A 15,505-nucleotide genomic window follows, 5' to 3' on the forward strand; every position below is an offset into this window, starting at 1 on the left:
GCAATGGCTCGATCACAGCCCAGAGCTCGTCGTCGATCAACGGTCTTGCCATGGTGAAACCTCGCCCAGTAGACGGTCTCACTCGGCATGCCAGCATCTACCGTGCCCGCATAAAGTTAGGGCTAGTCAAGTTCTTCGCGGGCGAGGCACTGCGGGCCTCGGGCGACGTGGTGGCCTCGGTGCGCCCCGGTGTGGGCGTCGAGGTGACGCGCGAGCCCGTCGGCGTGGTGGGCCTGATCACGCCCTGGAACTTCCCGATCGCGATTCCCGCCTGGAAGATCGCCCCGGCGCTGGCCTTCGGCAACAGCGTGGTGCTCAAGCCGGCGGAGCTGGTTCCGGGCTCGGCCTGGGCACTGGCCGACATCCTGCACCGCGCCGGGCTGCCGGCGGGCGCGTTCAACCTGGTGATGGGCCGCGGCTCCGTGGTGGGCCAGGCGCTGCTGGACGACGCGCGCGTCAACGCCATCAGCTTCACCGGCTCCGTGGGCACGGGCAAGCAGGTGGCGGCCGCTTGCGTGGCGCGCATGGCGAAATTCCAGCTGGAGATGGGCGGCAAGAACCCGTTCATCGTGCTGGACGACGCCGACCTGGACGTGGCGGTGAGTTGCGCCATCAACAGCGGCTTCTTCTCCACCGGCCAGCGCTGCACGGCGTCGAGCCGCGTCATCGTCACCGAGGGCATTCACGACCGCTTCGTGGCCGCCATGGCCGAGAAGATGAAGGGCATCAAGGTCGGCGACGCGCGCAAGCCCGGCACCGACATCGGCCCCGTGGTCGATGAGAAGCAGCTGGCGCAGGATCTGGAGTACGTGGCCATCGGCAAGGCCGAGGGCGCGCGGCTGGCCGCCGGCGGCGAGGCCCTGGGCCGCAACGCCGACGGCGCCCCGGGCTTCTACATGACGCCCGCGCTGTTCACCGACACGGCGCCGCAGATGCGCATCAACACCGAGGAGATCTTCGGCCCGGTGGTGAGCGTCATCCGCGCCAAGGACTACGACGCGGCGCTGGCCCTGGCCAACGACACGCCCTTCGGCCTGGCCTCGGGGCTGTGCACCACCAGCCTCAAGCACGCCACGCACTTCAAGCGCCACGCGCAGGCCGGCATGACCATGGTGAACCTGCCCACCGCGGGCGTGGACTACCACGTGCCCTTCGGCGGCCGCAAGGGCTCCAGCCACGGCCCGCGCGAGCAGGGCCGCTACGCGGCGGAGTTCTTCACCACGGTGAAGACCTCGTACACGCAGGCCTGAGGGCGAGCAGGCCTGTATCCGGTCCCGACGCCAGGCGCTGCCTTGGCCCGGCCCGCCCGCCTACCGCGGGTCCTCCGCCGCACCGGCCATCACCGGCGCTGCCCTGAGCTCGCGCAGCCGCGCCTGCGCCCGCGGGTGCGTGGCATCGGCCTTCACGCTCTTCTCCAGCGCCGCGATGGCTGCGGCACGGTCGCTGGCGGCCAGCCGCTCGCCTTGCTGGTAGTACACCTCGGCCAGCAGCAGCCGGCTGGGCACGTCGCGCGGGTCGGCCGCCAGGCGTGCTTCCAGCAGTGCCATGGCGTCGGCGATCTGGCCCTGCGACATCAGCATCGACGCATGCTCGATGCCGTTGGGGTCGGCCACGTCCGCCGCGGCCACGCTGCGCGCGCCGCGATCCAGGCGCGCCACCCGCTCCGCGCGCGGCGGCCGCTCGGCGCGGGCCGCACGCTCGCCCTCCGGGACGCTCGCCCGCTGCGCGGCCAGGCGCTCGGCGCCGGTGCGCGCGCCCGCCATCTCCGCCTCCTGCGCGGCGCGGCGCGTGATGGTCAGCCGCGAGTACCGCCCCAGCACCAGCCGCCTGTTGCGCTCGCGCTCGATGCCGCGCAGCACCTCGGCCGCCTGCACGTCGTCGGGCTTCAGCGCCAGCGCGGCCAGGTACTGCGTGGCGGCGGCGTCCAGCTCACCGCGCTGGCGCGCCTGCGCCGCGCGCTGCAGCCGCTCGGCCGCCGTGGTGTCGATGCGCCGACGCGTGGCCTGCAACTGCTCGCGGTACTCCGCCTCCTCCGGGCGCAGCAGCGCCAGCAGCTCCCAGGCCAGCGCCGCATCGGCCAGGCGGCCCTGGCGCTCGGCCTGCCGTGCCGCTTCGCGCTGGCGCCGCTCGAAGGCCTGCGCCGGGGGCGAGTCCGGCCGCGCCGCGGTGTCCACGCGCGCCGGCGCCACCGCCCCTCCGCCCAGCGGCCCGATGCCAGCGCAACCGGCCAGCGCCGCGCAGCAGGCGGCCAGCGCGATCCGGCGCCAGGCGCTCAGCGCAGCGCCGCCGGTGCCCTGCGCGGCCCGGAAGCGGACGTGCCGCGCGCTCAAGGCGCGCCTCCGGCCGAGACGGCCAGCGGCCGGCTGATCTGCAGCTTGGCCTTGAAGTCCTCCAGGTCGTGGTCGCCGAAGATCATGGTCCGCCGCAGCAGCATCGGCTGCGCGAAGAAGGCGTTGCCGCCGGGATTGACCGTCACGGCCAGCCGGTAGCGCTGGCGCGAGAGCACCTCGAGCACCGCCTCGTTGGCGTCGCCATAGGGCAAGGCGTAGTGGCGCACCTGCACCGGCAGCCGCTTCTCCAGCAGCTCGCGCGGCACTCGCGCCTCGGCGTCCAGCCCCTGGCGGTAGCGCTCCTCGGACTCGCCCGGCATGCGGTCGATGAGGTTGCGGTGCGACTTGGAATGGGCCTGCACGTCGATCAGCCCCGAGGCCGCCATCTCCGACAACTGCGCCCAGCTCAGCGCCTCACCGCCGCTGCCGATGAAGTCGGTGTAGACGAAGAGCGTGGCCGGCAGCCCGTGCTTCTTGAGCAGCGGAAACGCATGCCGGTACACCGAGGCGTAGCCGTCGTCGATGGTGAGCACCACCGAGCGCCGCGGCAGCGCCTGCCGGCCCTCCAGGTAGTCCAGCAGCTGCTCCAGGCGGATGACGTGGTAGTCGTTGCGCGTGAGCCAGTCCAGCTGCGCGGCGAAGCTGGCGGCGGAGACGACCATCTTGCCGCCGCCCGGCCCGAAGCGGTGGTAGCAGAGGATGGGCACGGTCTGGTAGGCGTCGGCCTGCACGCCCAGCGGGTTCAAGGGCTGCAGCGGCACCACCAGCGCCTGCCCGGCCTCGGCGCGCGCCACGGCGTTGAAGTCGCCGATGCGCCAGTACGCCTCCTCGCTGCCCAGGAAGCGCGCGGCGATGCCGCGCAGCGTTTCGCCCGGCGCGGGCACATAGATGATGAAACGCTCGCTGCGCGCCAGCACCTCGCCACGGCCGGCCACGGCGGGCGCGGACGCCGGCACGTCGCCCGGCAACGGGGTTGGCGCTGTGCCCGGCGGCAGCGTGCCGCAGCCGGCCAGCACCGCGGCCAGCGCGGCGGCCCGGGCCGCGCTGGCCGCGCAAGCCGGCCTCATGGCGGCGTCTCCCGCCCCAGCCGCGCCTGCAGCGCCTGCGCCATGCGGTCGAAGGCGGCATAGAGCAGGCCGAATTCGTCCTTGCGCTCCTCGCCGATGCGCTGCTCGAAATGGCCGGCGGCGATGTCGTCCAGCGCGGCGGTGACGCGCTGGATCGGCCGCGCCAGGCGTTCGGCCAGCAAATACATGGCGCCGCCGGCCGCCGCCACCGTCACCACCACCAGCAGCGCCATCCACAGCAGCGACAGCCGCGCCACGCCCAGCAGCGGCGCCTCGGGCAGCGCCAGTGCCACGCGGCCCACGGGCTTGCCCTGGAAGGTGATGGGCGCCTCGAAGCCCAGCAGCGCCTCGCCACCGGCCTCGTGGCGCGTGACCAGCACCGCCTCGCCGCGCCGCCCCAGCGCCTCGCCCGCGGGCGGCACGTAGGGCTTGTCCACCAGCGCGGGCTGGCTGGAGGCGCGCACGACGCCGCTGCGGTCCACCACGCTGACGCCGTGGAAGTCGCGCGTCTTCATCACCTCCTGCAGCGCGACATCGACCGTGGCCCACTCCTCGGCCAGCGCCGGCGCGGCGTTCTGCACGGCGATGAAGCGCGCCAGCGCCGCGCCCACGTCGATGGCCTGGCTGCGCATGGCCGCGACCTGGCGCTGCGTGACCACGGCGGCGGTGAGGCCCATCACCACCGCCACCACCAGCGCCATCAGCGCCGCCCAGCGCACGCGCAGCGGCACGATGCGCGGCTGCTCGCGGCGGCGCTCGGCCTCGTCCAGCGCCGACAGCACCCGCCCCAGCGCCTCGGCCAGCTCGCGCCCGCTCTGGTAGCGCGCCTCCGGCGCCTTGGCCAGGCAGCGCTGCACCACGCGCGACAGGCCCGGCGGCAGGTCCGGGCGCAGCCGCTCCAGCGGCACCGGGTCGTCCTTGGCGATCTGCAGCGCCAGCGACACCAGGCTGTCGCCGGTGAAGGGGCGCTGTCCCGCGAGCATCTGGTAGAGCACGATGCCGGCGGAGAACAGGTCGGAGCGGCCGTCGAGCTTCTCGCCCTGCGTCTGCTCGGGCGACATGTACTGCGGCGTGCCCAGGATGTCGCCCACGCGCGTGCGCTGCTCGTCCAGGGCCGAATCCATGTGCGCGATGCCGAAGTCGGTGACCTTGATGGTCTGCGTGCCGCCCAGCCGCACGATGTTGCTGGGCTTGATGTCGCGGTGCACGATGCCGTGGGCATGCGCGTAGTCCAGCGCCAGCGCGAGCTGGATGCCCATCACCAGCGCCTCGCGCACGGGCAGCGGCTCGCCCTTGTCCATGAGCTCGTTGAGCGGCTGGCCGGCCAGCAGCTCCATGGCCATGTAGGGCCGGCCCTCGATCTCGCCCACGTCGTAGACGATGACGATGTTGGGGTGCGACAGCCGCCCCGCGGCGCGGGCCTCGCGCAGGAAGCGCGCGCGCACCTCGGCGTTTTCCGACAGCGAGGCGTGCAGGAACTTCACGGCCACGTCACGCCCGATGCCGGGGTCGTGGGCGCGGAACACGGTCGCCATGCCACCGCGGCCCAGGCGCTCCAGGATCTCGTAGCGCCCGACCTGGCGCACCTCCGGATCGCCCGCGGGCGCCCTGCCGGGCAGCGTGGCGCCCACGTCGTGCAGCGGACCAGGCGCGGGCGTCAGCGTGGCACCGGCACCGGTGGGCTCCAGCGCGGCGGCCGGCGCGATGCGCGTGGCATCGTCGTCGGCCGCGGGCTGCGGCGGCCTCGTCGCCGCCAGGGCATTGGCGCCCGGTGGGGGCGTCGGTGCGGTCGGTCCGTCCTGTTGAGCCATGGCAGCAAGCCTCGCCTGTCGCGCCTCGCGCGTCTGGCGCATGCTCGGCTGCCCGCCTCAGCCCGGCAACGGACCAAAGTCATGCGGCCGGCCCGAAGGCCGGCCGCGGCTGCCGCTCAGCGATAGCGGTAAGGCGCCTCGTACTGCCACAAGGTACTGCTCAAGCATTGCCGGGCGCGGCAGGAAGAACAGCGGGGGTTGCGGCCGGCAAATGCACGCCGCCGAGCTCGACTGTCTTCAATGGAGGACGGTGCTGTTTACGACCACCACTTGTGCCACAGCGCGTTGCTGCGGCCGCGCGCGAAGACGTCGATGCGCTCAGGTCCCCATGAGACGGCCGCAGGATCGGAGGTAATGACGCCGCCCAGCGATTCCCACCCACTCCAACCGCCGCTGTACCACTTGTGCCACAGCGCGTTGTTGATGCCGCGCACGAAGACGTCGAGCCGTCCCGATGCCCATGAGGACACGCCGGGACCTGATCTCAGGAAGCCGCCCAAGGACTCCCAGCCGCTCCAACCGCCGCTGTACCACTTGTGCCACAGCCCGCCGTTGGTGCCGCGCACGAAGACATCGATGCGATCGGGCCCCCATGAGACGGCGTCAGGATCGGAGGTGAGGACGCCGCCCAGGGATTCCCACCCGCTCCAGCCGCCGCTGTACCACTTGTGCCACAGCGCCTTGTCGGTGCCGCGCACGAAGACGTCGAGCCGTCCCGACGCCCATGAGCACACGGCGGGACCCGAGGTCAACACGCCGCCCAAGGATTCCCAGCCGCTCCAGCCGCCGCTGTACCACTTGTGCCACAGCGCGTTGTCGGTGCCGCGCACGAAGACGTCGATGCGGTCGGGCCCCCATGAGACGGCCGCAGGATCGGAGGTGAGCACGCCGCCCAAGGATTCCCAGCCACTCCAGCCGCCGCCGCTGTACCACTTGTGCCACAGCGCGTTGTCGGTGCCGCGCACGAAGACGTCGAGCCGTTCCGCTGACCATGAGGACACGCCGGGACCTGATCTCAACACGCCGCCCAAGGATTCCCAGCCGCTCCAGCCGCCGTACCGCTTGTGCCACAGCGCGTTGTCGGTGCCGCGCACGAAGACATCGATGCGATCGGGTCCCCATGAGACAGCCGCAGGATCGGAGGTGAGCACGCCGCCCAGGGATTCCCACCCGCTCCAGCCGCCGCTGTACCACTTGTGCCACAGCGCGTTGTCGGTGCCGCGCACGAAGACGTCGAGCCGTCCCGACGCCCATGAGGACACGTCGGGACCTGATCTCAACACGCCGCCCAGGGATTCCCAGCCGCTCCAGCCGCCGCTGTACCACTTGTGCCACAGCGCGTTGTCGGTGCCGCGCACGAAGACGTCGATGCGGTCAGGTCCCCATGAGACGGCCGCAGGATCGGAGGTGAGCACGCCGCCCAGGGATTCCCAGCCGCTCCAGCCGCCGCTGTACCACTTGTGCCACAGCGCGTTGTCGGTGCCGCGCACGAAGACGTCGAGCCGTCCCGACGCCCACGAGCACACGGCGGGACCCGAGGTCAACACGCCGCCCAAGGATTCCCAGCCGCTCCAACTGCCGCTGTACCACTTGTGCCACAGCGCGTTGTCGGTCCCGCGCACGAAGACGTCGATGCGATCGGGTCCCCATGAGACGGCCGCAGGATCGGAGGTGAGCACGCCGCCCAAGGATTCCCATCCACTCCAGCCGCCGTCGCTGTACCACTTGTGCCACAGCGCGTTGTCGGTGCCGCGCACGAAGACGTCGAGCCGTCCCGATGACCACGAGCACACGGCGGGACCCGAGGTCAACACGCCGCCCAAGGACTCCCAGCCACCCCAGCTCGCTTGCGCGCTGTGCAAGTGGCCGGTGGGCTCGGCTACGGCCAGCGCCTGGGCCGTTTCGGTGGCACCGCCGTTGTTCCCGCCACCGCAGGCGGTGAACACCCCGCCGCCCAGCAGTGCCAAGCCGGAGCCGGCGGCCGAGCGCAGGAAGCGGCGACGCGGCGGCATCAGCGCCGACGCCGGCATCAGGATGGAAGGCCGGTCCGACGGGCCGGCGATGATGTTGCCTTCACCATTTGCCATGATTGCTCTCCTTGAATTGCAATCAATTCCTCACACTTTCGGTGCGAGTGCTTGGTACCTCGAACGCAAGCCCCGTCAGCTGTTGGTGGGCCCAAAAATTGCACAGCGTGTCCACTGAGAGGGGGTCTGGTGGGCAACAGCCACGCGGTACCAAAGGATCTGGTTTAGAGCCCCAGAACACGGTTGATGGACGCTCGTGTACAGGCGCGCCGAAGCTGCGCCGCATGGCGAATCAAGCCGAACATGACGTCAGGGCGCCGTACGGGAACGCTGCTGCCAAGACGCCTCAGGCCTCTCCGTCTGGAGCCTCACAGACCGGCCATAGCCAACTTTCTTGGTGCCTAGAACGGCTCACAGAGGGTAGGACGGTTTCTGGCGTCCAAGATGACGGGAAATGCACGGAGGGATTGAGTATTCATATTTCCTCCATAGGCTGACACGTCGCAGGGCATTACTGCACACCCAGTGTCAAGGCGCAAGATTGTTGCGTTCATATACCCAAACGGGTACGCCATCATCGTTCATTTGGTCTTGGATGCGATTGCTTTTTTCAACGGCGCAGAGGCCGCCATTGCTTCTCATTAATATCCGGCACAATTGCCACAAAAACTCGATAGAACACTCGATATGTAATGCAAACCAGCTGCGCCATGTCCACACCAGGCATCTGCCCTGGCACGGCAGCCGGTAACAGGGATCGCGCGGATGGTGCTCGGCCACCGGCGCCACGGCCGGCGCCATGACCATGAAATTGCGACGATTCCTCTGCGTCATGGCTTTGCCCTTGAAAGCCTTCAACCGCAGACGAATATTCAAGACTGCGCGGGATGATTTTTTCTGTCAGCGGTGGATATTGGATTGAAGACTTCAATATCCCCTGGCCGGCTGGCATGAATCGAGATTCACGCGCGAGCCGGGCACGACTTGATTTGCATCAAAAAAAATAGCCTTGAATTCGACCGCCGGCAAAACATTCAATTTCCCCGGATTGAAATTCGCGGAGAACCGGCTATGAGGGCTGCCTCAGCGCAGCAGCCCGGCGTACAGCCCTGGCGAGGAATCGGGGATTTCCAGCGCGCCGGCCGCGCGCTCGAAGAAGCGCGGCGCAGCGACATGGCCGGCGACGGCGTAACCGTAGCCCGCGGCGCGCATGTCGTGCAGGCAGGCCCGCAGCAGCGCCGCGCCCAGGCCCTGGCCGCGCGCGATTTGGGCCACGCCCAGCGGTCCGACGAAGCCGCGCGCGGTGGCGTCCCAGCAGGCAAAGCCCAGCAGCTGCCCCTGGCGCTGGGCCATGAACAGGCTCACCGGGCGGTTGGCCAGCGCCACGCCGGCCTCGCTGCTCCACAGCGCGCCAAAGCGCTGCGCCACCCACTGCGTGACGAAGGCGTGCTCCGGTCCCAGCGGCTTGCGCAGCAGCACCCCCGGCGGCGCGACGGGGAAAAGCTCTCCGAGCGCGTAGAGCTTGATCAGCATGTCCATGCGTGGCGCCCATGCTGGCGACGAAGCGGCGGTTGCACGAGCGACCAAGGTCACATCACGCCGCGCAGCGGCTGGGCTACCTTGGCCGCCGAAGCCAGCCAGCCATGGGAACCCCTGACGACGACCGCACGGTGCTGCGCACCGGGCCGCTGGCCCGTGCTGCGGAGCCGGCGCAGCCGCATGCCAACGCCCTGCCCCCCGGCACGCGGCTGGGCGAGTTCGAGCTGCTGTCGGTGGTGGGCGCGGGCGGCTTCGGCATCGTCTACCTCGCGCGCGACCATTCGCTGCAGCGCGAGGTCGCGATCAAGGAATACATGCCCGCGTCGCTGGCCGAGCGCACGCAGGCGCTGACGGTGTCGATCCGCTCCGAGCGCGACGCCGAGACCTTCGAGGCCGGGCTGCGCAGCTTCATCAACGAGGCGCGGCTGCTGGCGGGCTTCGACCATCCCTCGCTGCTCAAGGTCTACCGCTTCTGGGAGGCCAACGGCACGGCCTACATGGCCATGCCCTACGTGGCCGGCACCACGCTGGCGCGCTATCTCAAGGAGCTGGGCCACCCGCCCGAGGAGGCCTGGCTGCGCGAGCTGCTGCGGCAGCTGCTGCAGGCGCTGGAGGTGCTGCACGCAGCGCGCTGCTACCACCGCGACATCGCGCCGGACAACATCCTGATCCTGCCCGACGGCCGCCCGCTGCTGCTGGACTTCGGCGCGGCGCGGCGCGTGATCGGCGACCTCAAGCGCTCGCTGACCGTCATCTTCAAGGCCGGCTACGCGCCCGTGGAGCAGTACGGCGACACGGCCGGGCTGCAGCAGGGGCCGTGGACCGACCTGTACGCGCTGGCCTCGGTGGCGCATTTCGCCATCACCGGCAAGACGCCGCCGCCCGCCGTGCAGCGGCTGCTGGCCGACAAGTACGAGCCGCTGGCGCGCGTGGCCGCCGGGCGCTACAGCGCCGCCTTCCTGCAGGCGCTGGACCGGTCCCTGGCAGTGCTGCCCAAGGACCGGCCGCAGAGCGCGGCCGAGCTGCGCGCCCTGCTGGAGGCCGCGCCGGCGGCGCCCGCAACGGCACGGGGCGCGGCGCCACGGCAGCGCGTCCCCACCGCCGCCCTCGTCGCCGCGGGCACGGCCCTGGCGCTGGGCGCTGCGGCCGCCTACTGGTTGCTCGTGCAACGCGAGCGGGCACCCACCGGCCCGCATGGAACTCCATCGTCCGTCGAGACGCGCACACCGGCCGCGCCGCCACGCTCCGCCGCACCCGCACCCGCACCCGCACCCGCACCCGCACCCGCACCCGCACCTGCACCTGTTCCGACTCCTGCTCCTGCACCCGCGCCTGCACCCGCACCTGTTCCGACTCCTGCGCCCGCGCCCGCGCCCGCGCCCGCGCCTGCACCCGCACCCGCACCTGCACCTGCACCTGCACCTGTTCCGACTCCTGCTCCTGCGCCCGCACCCGCACCTGCACCTGTTCCGACTCCTGCTCCTGCTCCTGCGCCCGCGCCTGCACGCGCGCCGGTGCCGATGCCGGCCCCACCGCCGCTGCGGGCGTTGCCGTCCCCCGCGGCCCCGGCGACCGTGAAACCGCAGGCGCTGCCGCCGGCGCGAGCCGTTCCGGCCCCTCCGCCGGTGGCCGATGAAAACCCGCCGGCGCGGCGCGGCCTGTCGGCCCGCTGCGCCGACGTCATCCAGCGCGTGATGCTGGGCGAGCCCCTGACGCCCGAAGAGCGCGATGTCCTCAAGAAGGAGTGCAAGCAATGAACACGTTTTCGAAGGAATCTCCCGCGGGCCGCCGCGGCGCCGGACCGTCCCTCGCTGCCTTGGTCCCGGCCCTGGTGCTGGCCGCGCTGGCCGGCTGCGCCACGCCCACCGGCCCCACCGCCAGCACCGAGGCGGTGAGCTTCGACCAGGCCGTGGCCAGCGCCACCGACAGCCTGCTCACGCAGGCGCGGCAGTCGATGGGGGTGATGGCGCAGTTCAGCTCACGCAGCGTGGTGGTGGACCCGATGCTCGAAAGCGGCACCGGCCAGCAGTCGGCGCTCACGCGCGCGCTGGAGGACAAGGTGGCCCAGCGGCTGCGCGCCGGCGAGTTCGAGCTGCTGCCGTTCCAGGGCGAGAGCCTTTCCAAGGCGCGCTACCTGCTCGTGGGCACGCTGGACCACCTGCAGGAGGTGAAGGACCGCCCGGCCGGGCGTCCGCCGCTGCGCATCGACCTCTCGCTGGTGGAGCTCAAGAGCGGCAACGTGGTGGCGCAGGCCTCGACCCGCGCCGTGGACAACCGCCTCGACGCCACGCCTACGCCCTACTACCGCGACAGCCCGGTGCTGGTGAAGGACAAGGTGGTGGACGGCTACATCCGCACCGCGCAGGCTCGGCCCGGCACGCCGGCCGATGCCGACTACTTCCAGCGCGTGAGCGTGGGCACCACCATCCAGGCCGCCACGCAGGCCTACAACGCCGAGCAGTACCCGCAGGCGCTGGAGCTGTACCGTGCGGCGCTGGCCACGCCCGCGGGCGAGCAGATGCGCACGCGCAACGGCATCTACCTCTCCAACTGGAAGCTGGGCCGCGACGCCGAGGCCGAGGCGGCCTTCGGCAAGGTGGTGGAGACGGCGCTGGCCAACAACAACCTGGGCGTGAAATTCCTGTTCAACCCGGGCAGCACCGACTTCTGGCCCGAGCCCAAGATCAGCGGGCCCTACCCGTTCTGGCTGCGCCAGATCGCGCGGCACGTGGCGGCGTCCAAGGTCTGCCTGAACGTGGTGGGCCACACCAGCCACACCGGCAGCGAGGCCTACAACGACCGGCTCTCCGAGCAGCGCGCGCTGGCGATCCGGCAAAAGCTCGTGACCGAGGTGTCGGACCTGGCGCCGCGGCTGAAAGCCGGCGGGGTGGGGTTTCGGCAAAACCTGATCGGGACGGGGACCGACGACGCCAGCGATGCGCTGGATCGGCGGGTGGAGTTCAAGGTGCAGGGGTGTGGGGGGTAGGGAGCGGGCCTGAACCGAATCGGAAATATGGCGAGCGGGCTCAGCGGGCGTCCGGGTAAGCCTTGAGCGCCCTGGCGAGCCGGTCGTCGAGCTCCGCCCAGAACTCGTCCACGGGCTCCACCGTGTCATCCTCGGTGTCCATGGCGAAAGCCTTGGCCGGCGTCTCGTCGAGGTCGAAGCCCAGAGACTGGCTGCCGTTGGAATACACTTGCAAAAAGCCTTTGATGCCTGGGGCCTTGCCGATCACGGTCCATTGTTGCGCCGGCAACGGACCTCCTATGGCACCGAAAATGTTCACCCAGCCGTCGTGAATCCTGTAGAGCCTGCTCAAGTCGGTGTCGAGTTCGTCACCTGGCGCCGGCAGCTTATCCAACGGCCAGAAGCCCCGGCGAGCCATCAAGTCGCGGCCTTCGTCGAACAGGTAGAGCAGGGACGGACGGGCCGAGTCCGTTACCAGGAAGGCCAGGCCGGCGAGCTTGCGTTGCAGTGCTGCCAGCGTCATGGGCAGCCGGTGAGCGACGGGTTGCCAGAGCTGCCGAACGGCATCGACCACATCCTCATGCTCACGCAGCGCCTGCCACGAGTCGGGCAGAGTGCCGATGGCAGCAAGCCCGTTCTTCATGCTCACGTACACCTTGGGATGGCCTTCGTGCTCGACTTCTTCCAAGAAGTCTGCGATGGCTTCGCTGTCGTAGTCCATGGTGAGCTCCTTGCCTGCTTATGCCTTCGGCAGGCGCTATTCCTTGCACGGCGTTTCCCGGATTTCCTTGGTGATCCGCTTGGCCACTTCCTCGGTCTTTTTGATCTTGGCCGCGCGAGTCGACGGATGCAGCGTCAGGTTCCTGACCTTCACGCGCTTCCAGTTGTGCCAGAGCCGATCGCACTTTGATGAATTGCATGAACCGCACAGCCCATCGTAGTTGTAGGCCGCGTCGGCGATCTCTTCCTGCTTCTCGTTGGGCAGGCAGGCGAAGCCCGGCATTTCGCAGATCTTCTTCAGCGGCACCACATGGTCGGCCGCCAACGTCGCGGCGGGCTGCTTGCAAGCATCACAGATCTTCGGCCTGCGTCGGTTCACCGACGCCTGAGCCTTGTCCGACGGCGTTCCCTTGCGCAGATTCTTGTAGCGGGTCTTGTGTGTCTTCTTGGTCTTGCACTCAGCGGGACACTTGTCGAGCGGCTTGGTCTGCATGCCCGCGGTCGCCTGGCTGACGATGTGGGGCCACAGGATCTGCTCATTCGCGTTCGGGCAGGCGTGGTTGTGCGTGGTGGAGTCAAGGTGACGCACGACGTTTTCCTGCTCGACCAGCACGTCCATCGACCATGACACGAAGTAGACCTTGCCCTGAATGGTGCCGGTGATGAGCCCCTTCTTGGGCGCCGAGCCGGCCTCGTCACCCGTGCTCTTCTTGAAGTACGACTTGTCTTTGAGCATCACCTCCTGGCCGGAAATCTGGACTGACGTGGACCCGTCCGTGCAATCGGAGGCCATGCCGGTGTTGGGATAGGGCACGGGCACACCGGTTGGCGTGGCCGGCGTCTGCGGCGGGGTAAAGCAGACATCGGGAAAGGCGCAAATGGATTTGCCCTGTGAAGCGGCTTTGCAGGAAATCTCCATGCCATTGGCGAAGACCTGGTCACTCACCGGACGCTCCCGTACCCGAACACGGCCGCAGCACGCTGGCCCTCGTCGTTTCCGAGGTGCACCAGTACCCACGGCCCGGGAGCGTAGGCCTTGCGGTAAGCCGCATCCGCCACGGCCACGCCGACAAAGCCTGCCGCCGCGCCGGTTTCACCGACGGACTGCGCCGGATGCCACAGCTCGAACGACTCCTTGTGCGCCCGTAGGAGCCGCCCGACCGCGAGCGCGGCCTCCTTGAAGTAGTAGTGCTCACCGGACAGATCGGTGACACGCCAGTCCATCTGATGCAGGGCGACACCGGCCTCCGCCAGGGCTGCCTCGATGGCCGACTTGAGCCCCTGGGCCCGCAGCGGCATGCCGCTGTCCACCTTGGCAGGCTCGATGCCGGTGCCAATACCGCACAGCCGCAGCGACGGCCCGGACCCGGCGGTCAGCAGCAGCGCTCCAGCCGCCTCGCCCAGCATCAGGCCATCGGAGTTAAGCGGGGTCAGCAGCCGCTGCTGATCCAGGTAAGCCCGGTACACGGGCCAAGTCAGGAGACTGTCGGTGCCGGCCAACAACACGCGCGAAGCCCGGCCCGAGCGCAGCAGGGCACGGGCCCGATGCAGCGCCGTGATCAGTCCTGGGCGCCCCTGGGCAATCACCCCTGAACCATCGCTCTTGCCCAGGCCGGTCCATTGCCCGACCCGATCGAACAGGCGTCGATCCAGATCATCGATACGGCCCGCACGCTGCGGCTCGGCCACGCACAGCAGCAGCGGAATGACCGGCCTTTCACACGACGACACCGCTTCCAGGCACTCGTCGATGGCCATGGCAGCCATGCTGGCCAGCTTGTCCAGCCCGCGCCATGGCTGTTCCAGCGCCACCTGGTGAGCCACGAGCCATCCTTCGTCGGCGGGCACGAGGCGAGTTTGCGCCGCGTTGGAAAGCTTGGCCCGGATCGCGGCACATGTGGATGCGGCGCTCAATCCCACACTGGTTACGAGCCCGGTCGCTTCAACGCAAACGCAGCGCTGCCAGGTCACGTCCGACTCCCAAGAGGCAACATGATCTGATGCTCGTCATGGCGTTGCCACCACTCCCGCCCCTTCTTGCCCACCATCACCTGCGCCAGCTCGAACATGTTCTTCCTCAGCGGCCGGGCCACGCGCCAGCTCATGGTGAAGCGCTCCTGATCCGGCTCGAACACGAGGGTGTCCAGCGTGGCCGTCAGATCCTCGCGCGCGCCGCGCCGCGGGAACACGTGCACCGGCGCCTCGAAATGCGGCAGCACGAAGCTGCGCAGGCCGTCGGGTGTGAGGTTCACCAGCGTCACGTCCAGCGGCGCCTTCGGGACGGGCAGCTGCTGGTCCGCCGGCGCGGCTTGGTAATAGCGCTCGTCGAAGTCGGCCGGCAGGAACGGGAACACCTCGGCCAGCCAGTGGTCGTCGTAGGTGCCGGCGTAACGGGCGCGCGCCGGCCAGCCGCGGCCCAGCGGGCCGAAGGCCATGGGCCGGTAGCGGCCCGCGGGCCAGGTCACGGGCTCGCCGGGGGCCTCGGTGCTGGGCAGCGGCCGGCCGTCCACCCAGGCGTTCTTCAGGTGCTTGCGCCAGCCGCGGCCCACGGGGTTGGGCAGGTAGGCGTCGTGCTCGGCCGGGTCCTCCGACTCGCGGTCCGCGCCGCCGAAAGCCACGTCGTAGGAAATGGGCTGGCGCACGAAGGGCTTCGGCGCCGAGGGCCGAACCTCGGCCAGGCGCGCCTCCCACACCCGGTCGCCCACCACCTCGAAGTGCTTGTGCATCGTGCCCACGCGCAGCCCCACCGGCACGCGCGCCACCGGCCGCCCGCCGGGCGCGTAGGCGCTGCCGTTCAGCAGCACGTCGCAGGCGGGCTTGCGCGGAGCGAAGTCCACCTCCTGCACCGGCGCGCTGAAGCCGGGCTCGCCGCTGAAAGTGTCGGCCATCACCAGCGGCAGCTGCGTGTCGTGCAGGCGCACCGCCTCGCCCGGCTTGGGCAGCACGAAGGTGCCCTTGACGACGACGACCAGCAGCTCGCGCCCGCTGGGCTCCAGCCCCATGGTGTAGCCCGCAACCATGCGGGTGGCGTTGAGCAGTTCCATGG

Annotated in this window: 13 protein-coding genes; 3 read left to right on the plus strand and 10 right to left on the minus strand. The window is 70.0% G+C overall.

Annotated elements, in window-relative coordinates; genetic code table 11:
• Nucleotides 1-1,250 (plus strand): aldehyde dehydrogenase family protein (locus HHL10_RS16185; protein ID WP_169161432.1); only part of this gene is annotated, 1,250 nt, incomplete at its 5' end.
• A gap of 60 nt (nucleotides 1,251-1,310) precedes the next feature.
• Here HHL10_RS16185 and HHL10_RS16190 read toward each other — a convergent pair.
• The 6 genes from HHL10_RS16190 to HHL10_RS16215 all read right to left on the minus strand — a co-directional run bounded on the left by HHL10_RS16190 (nucleotide 1,311) and on the right by HHL10_RS16215 (nucleotide 8,774).
• The gene (locus tag HHL10_RS16190) at nucleotides 1,311-2,330 is read right to left on the minus strand and encodes a tetratricopeptide repeat protein (RefSeq protein WP_169161433.1); all 1,020 of its coding nucleotides are present in this window, start codon (nucleotides 2,328-2,330) and stop codon (nucleotides 1,311-1,313) included.
• Nucleotides 2,327-3,397 carry a polysaccharide deacetylase family protein gene (locus HHL10_RS16195; protein ID WP_169161434.1) on the minus strand — a complete coding sequence of 357 codons (1,071 nt, stop codon included), beginning with the start codon at nucleotides 3,395-3,397 and terminating at the stop codon, nucleotides 2,327-2,329. The genes HHL10_RS16190 and HHL10_RS16195 overlap by 4 nt, the downstream gene beginning before the upstream one ends.
• On the minus strand, nucleotides 3,394-5,208 hold the full coding sequence (locus HHL10_RS16200; protein ID WP_169161435.1) for a protein kinase domain-containing protein: 1,815 nt from the start codon (nucleotides 5,206-5,208) through the stop codon (nucleotides 3,394-3,396). The genes HHL10_RS16195 and HHL10_RS16200 overlap by 4 nt, the downstream gene beginning before the upstream one ends.
• Before the next feature lie 257 nt (nucleotides 5,209-5,465).
• Entirely contained in the window at nucleotides 5,466-7,295 is a 1,830-nt protein-coding gene (locus HHL10_RS30230) for a PLL family lectin (RefSeq protein WP_205833072.1), read from the minus strand.
• A gap of 550 nt (nucleotides 7,296-7,845) precedes the next feature.
• Nucleotides 7,846-8,187 (minus strand): hypothetical protein, encoded by a 342-nt coding sequence (locus tag HHL10_RS16210; protein ID WP_169161436.1) that lies wholly within the window; start codon nucleotides 8,185-8,187, stop codon nucleotides 7,846-7,848.
• 131 nt (nucleotides 8,188-8,318) lie between these two features.
• Nucleotides 8,319-8,774 carry a GNAT family N-acetyltransferase gene (locus tag HHL10_RS16215; protein ID WP_169161437.1) on the minus strand — a complete coding sequence of 152 codons (456 nt, stop codon included), beginning with the start codon at nucleotides 8,772-8,774 and terminating at the stop codon, nucleotides 8,319-8,321.
• Nucleotides 8,775-8,878: 104 nt separating this feature from the next.
• Between HHL10_RS16215 and HHL10_RS30580 the strand changes: the two genes are divergently transcribed.
• Together HHL10_RS30580 and HHL10_RS16225 are read left to right on the plus strand one after the other, a co-directional pair.
• Entirely contained in the window at nucleotides 8,879-10,531 is a 1,653-nt protein-coding gene (locus HHL10_RS30580) for a serine/threonine-protein kinase (protein WP_169161438.1), read from the plus strand.
• A complete protein-coding gene (locus HHL10_RS16225; RefSeq protein WP_169161439.1) occupies nucleotides 10,528-11,760 on the plus strand; it encodes an OmpA family protein in 1,233 nt (410 codons plus the stop codon). The genes HHL10_RS30580 and HHL10_RS16225 overlap by 4 nt, the downstream gene beginning before the upstream one ends.
• Nucleotides 11,761-11,800: 40 nt before the next feature.
• On the opposite strand, the gene HHL10_RS16230 is transcribed toward HHL10_RS16225, so the two are convergent.
• Genes HHL10_RS16230 through HHL10_RS16245 form a run of 4 tightly spaced genes read right to left on the minus strand, consistent with a single transcriptional unit; the run spans nucleotide 11,801 to nucleotide 15,503 of the window.
• A complete protein-coding gene (locus HHL10_RS16230; RefSeq protein ID WP_169161440.1) occupies nucleotides 11,801-12,460 on the minus strand; it encodes a hypothetical protein in 660 nt (219 codons plus the stop codon).
• A gap of 36 nt (nucleotides 12,461-12,496) precedes the next feature.
• On the minus strand, nucleotides 12,497-13,405 hold the full coding sequence (locus HHL10_RS31195) for a DUF4150 domain-containing protein (protein WP_169161441.1): 909 nt from the start codon (nucleotides 13,403-13,405) through the stop codon (nucleotides 12,497-12,499).
• Nucleotides 13,402-14,430, minus strand: coding sequence for a hypothetical protein (locus HHL10_RS16240; RefSeq protein WP_169161442.1), 1,029 nt, complete (start codon nucleotides 14,428-14,430; stop codon nucleotides 13,402-13,404). The genes HHL10_RS31195 and HHL10_RS16240 overlap by 4 nt, the downstream gene beginning before the upstream one ends.
• The gene (locus tag HHL10_RS16245; RefSeq protein ID WP_169161443.1) at nucleotides 14,427-15,503 is read right to left on the minus strand and encodes a DUF2169 family type VI secretion system accessory protein; all 1,077 of its coding nucleotides are present in this window, start codon (nucleotides 15,501-15,503) and stop codon (nucleotides 14,427-14,429) included. Before HHL10_RS16245 ends, HHL10_RS16240 begins: the two co-directional genes overlap by 4 nt.
• Between the last annotated feature and the right edge of the window lie 2 nt (nucleotides 15,504-15,505).

It is taken from the genome of Azohydromonas caseinilytica, assembly GCF_012927045.1.
Lineage (GTDB): Bacteria > Pseudomonadota > Gammaproteobacteria > Burkholderiales > Burkholderiaceae_C > Azohydromonas > Azohydromonas caseinilytica.

What these genes read in the sequence shown, in the direction of transcription:
- HHL10_RS16195 (WP_169161434.1), bottom strand. Translation starts at nt 3,397, where the DNA reads ATGAGGCCGGCTTGCGCGGCCAGCGCGGCCCGGGCCGCCGCGCTGGCC.
- HHL10_RS16200 (WP_169161435.1), bottom strand. Translation starts at nt 5,208, where the DNA reads ATGGCTCAACAGGACGGACCGACCGCACCGACGCCCCCACCGGGCGCC.
- HHL10_RS30230 (WP_205833072.1), bottom strand. Translation starts at nt 7,295, where the DNA reads ATGGCAAATGGTGAAGGCAACATCATCGCCGGCCCGTCGGACCGGCCT.
- HHL10_RS16210 (WP_169161436.1), bottom strand. Translation starts at nt 8,187, where the DNA reads ATGCCAGCCGGCCAGGGGATATTGAAGTCTTCAATCCAATATCCACCG.
- HHL10_RS16215 (WP_169161437.1), bottom strand. Translation starts at nt 8,774, where the DNA reads ATGGACATGCTGATCAAGCTCTACGCGCTCGGAGAGCTTTTCCCCGTC.
- HHL10_RS30580 (WP_169161438.1), top strand. Translation starts at nt 8,879, where the DNA reads ATGGGAACCCCTGACGACGACCGCACGGTGCTGCGCACCGGGCCGCTG.
- HHL10_RS16225 (WP_169161439.1), top strand. Translation starts at nt 10,528, where the DNA reads ATGAACACGTTTTCGAAGGAATCTCCCGCGGGCCGCCGCGGCGCCGGA.
- HHL10_RS16230 (WP_169161440.1), bottom strand. Translation starts at nt 12,460, where the DNA reads ATGGACTACGACAGCGAAGCCATCGCAGACTTCTTGGAAGAAGTCGAG.
- HHL10_RS16245 (WP_169161443.1), bottom strand. Translation starts at nt 15,503, where the DNA reads ATGGAACTGCTCAACGCCACCCGCATGGTTGCGGGCTACACCATGGGG.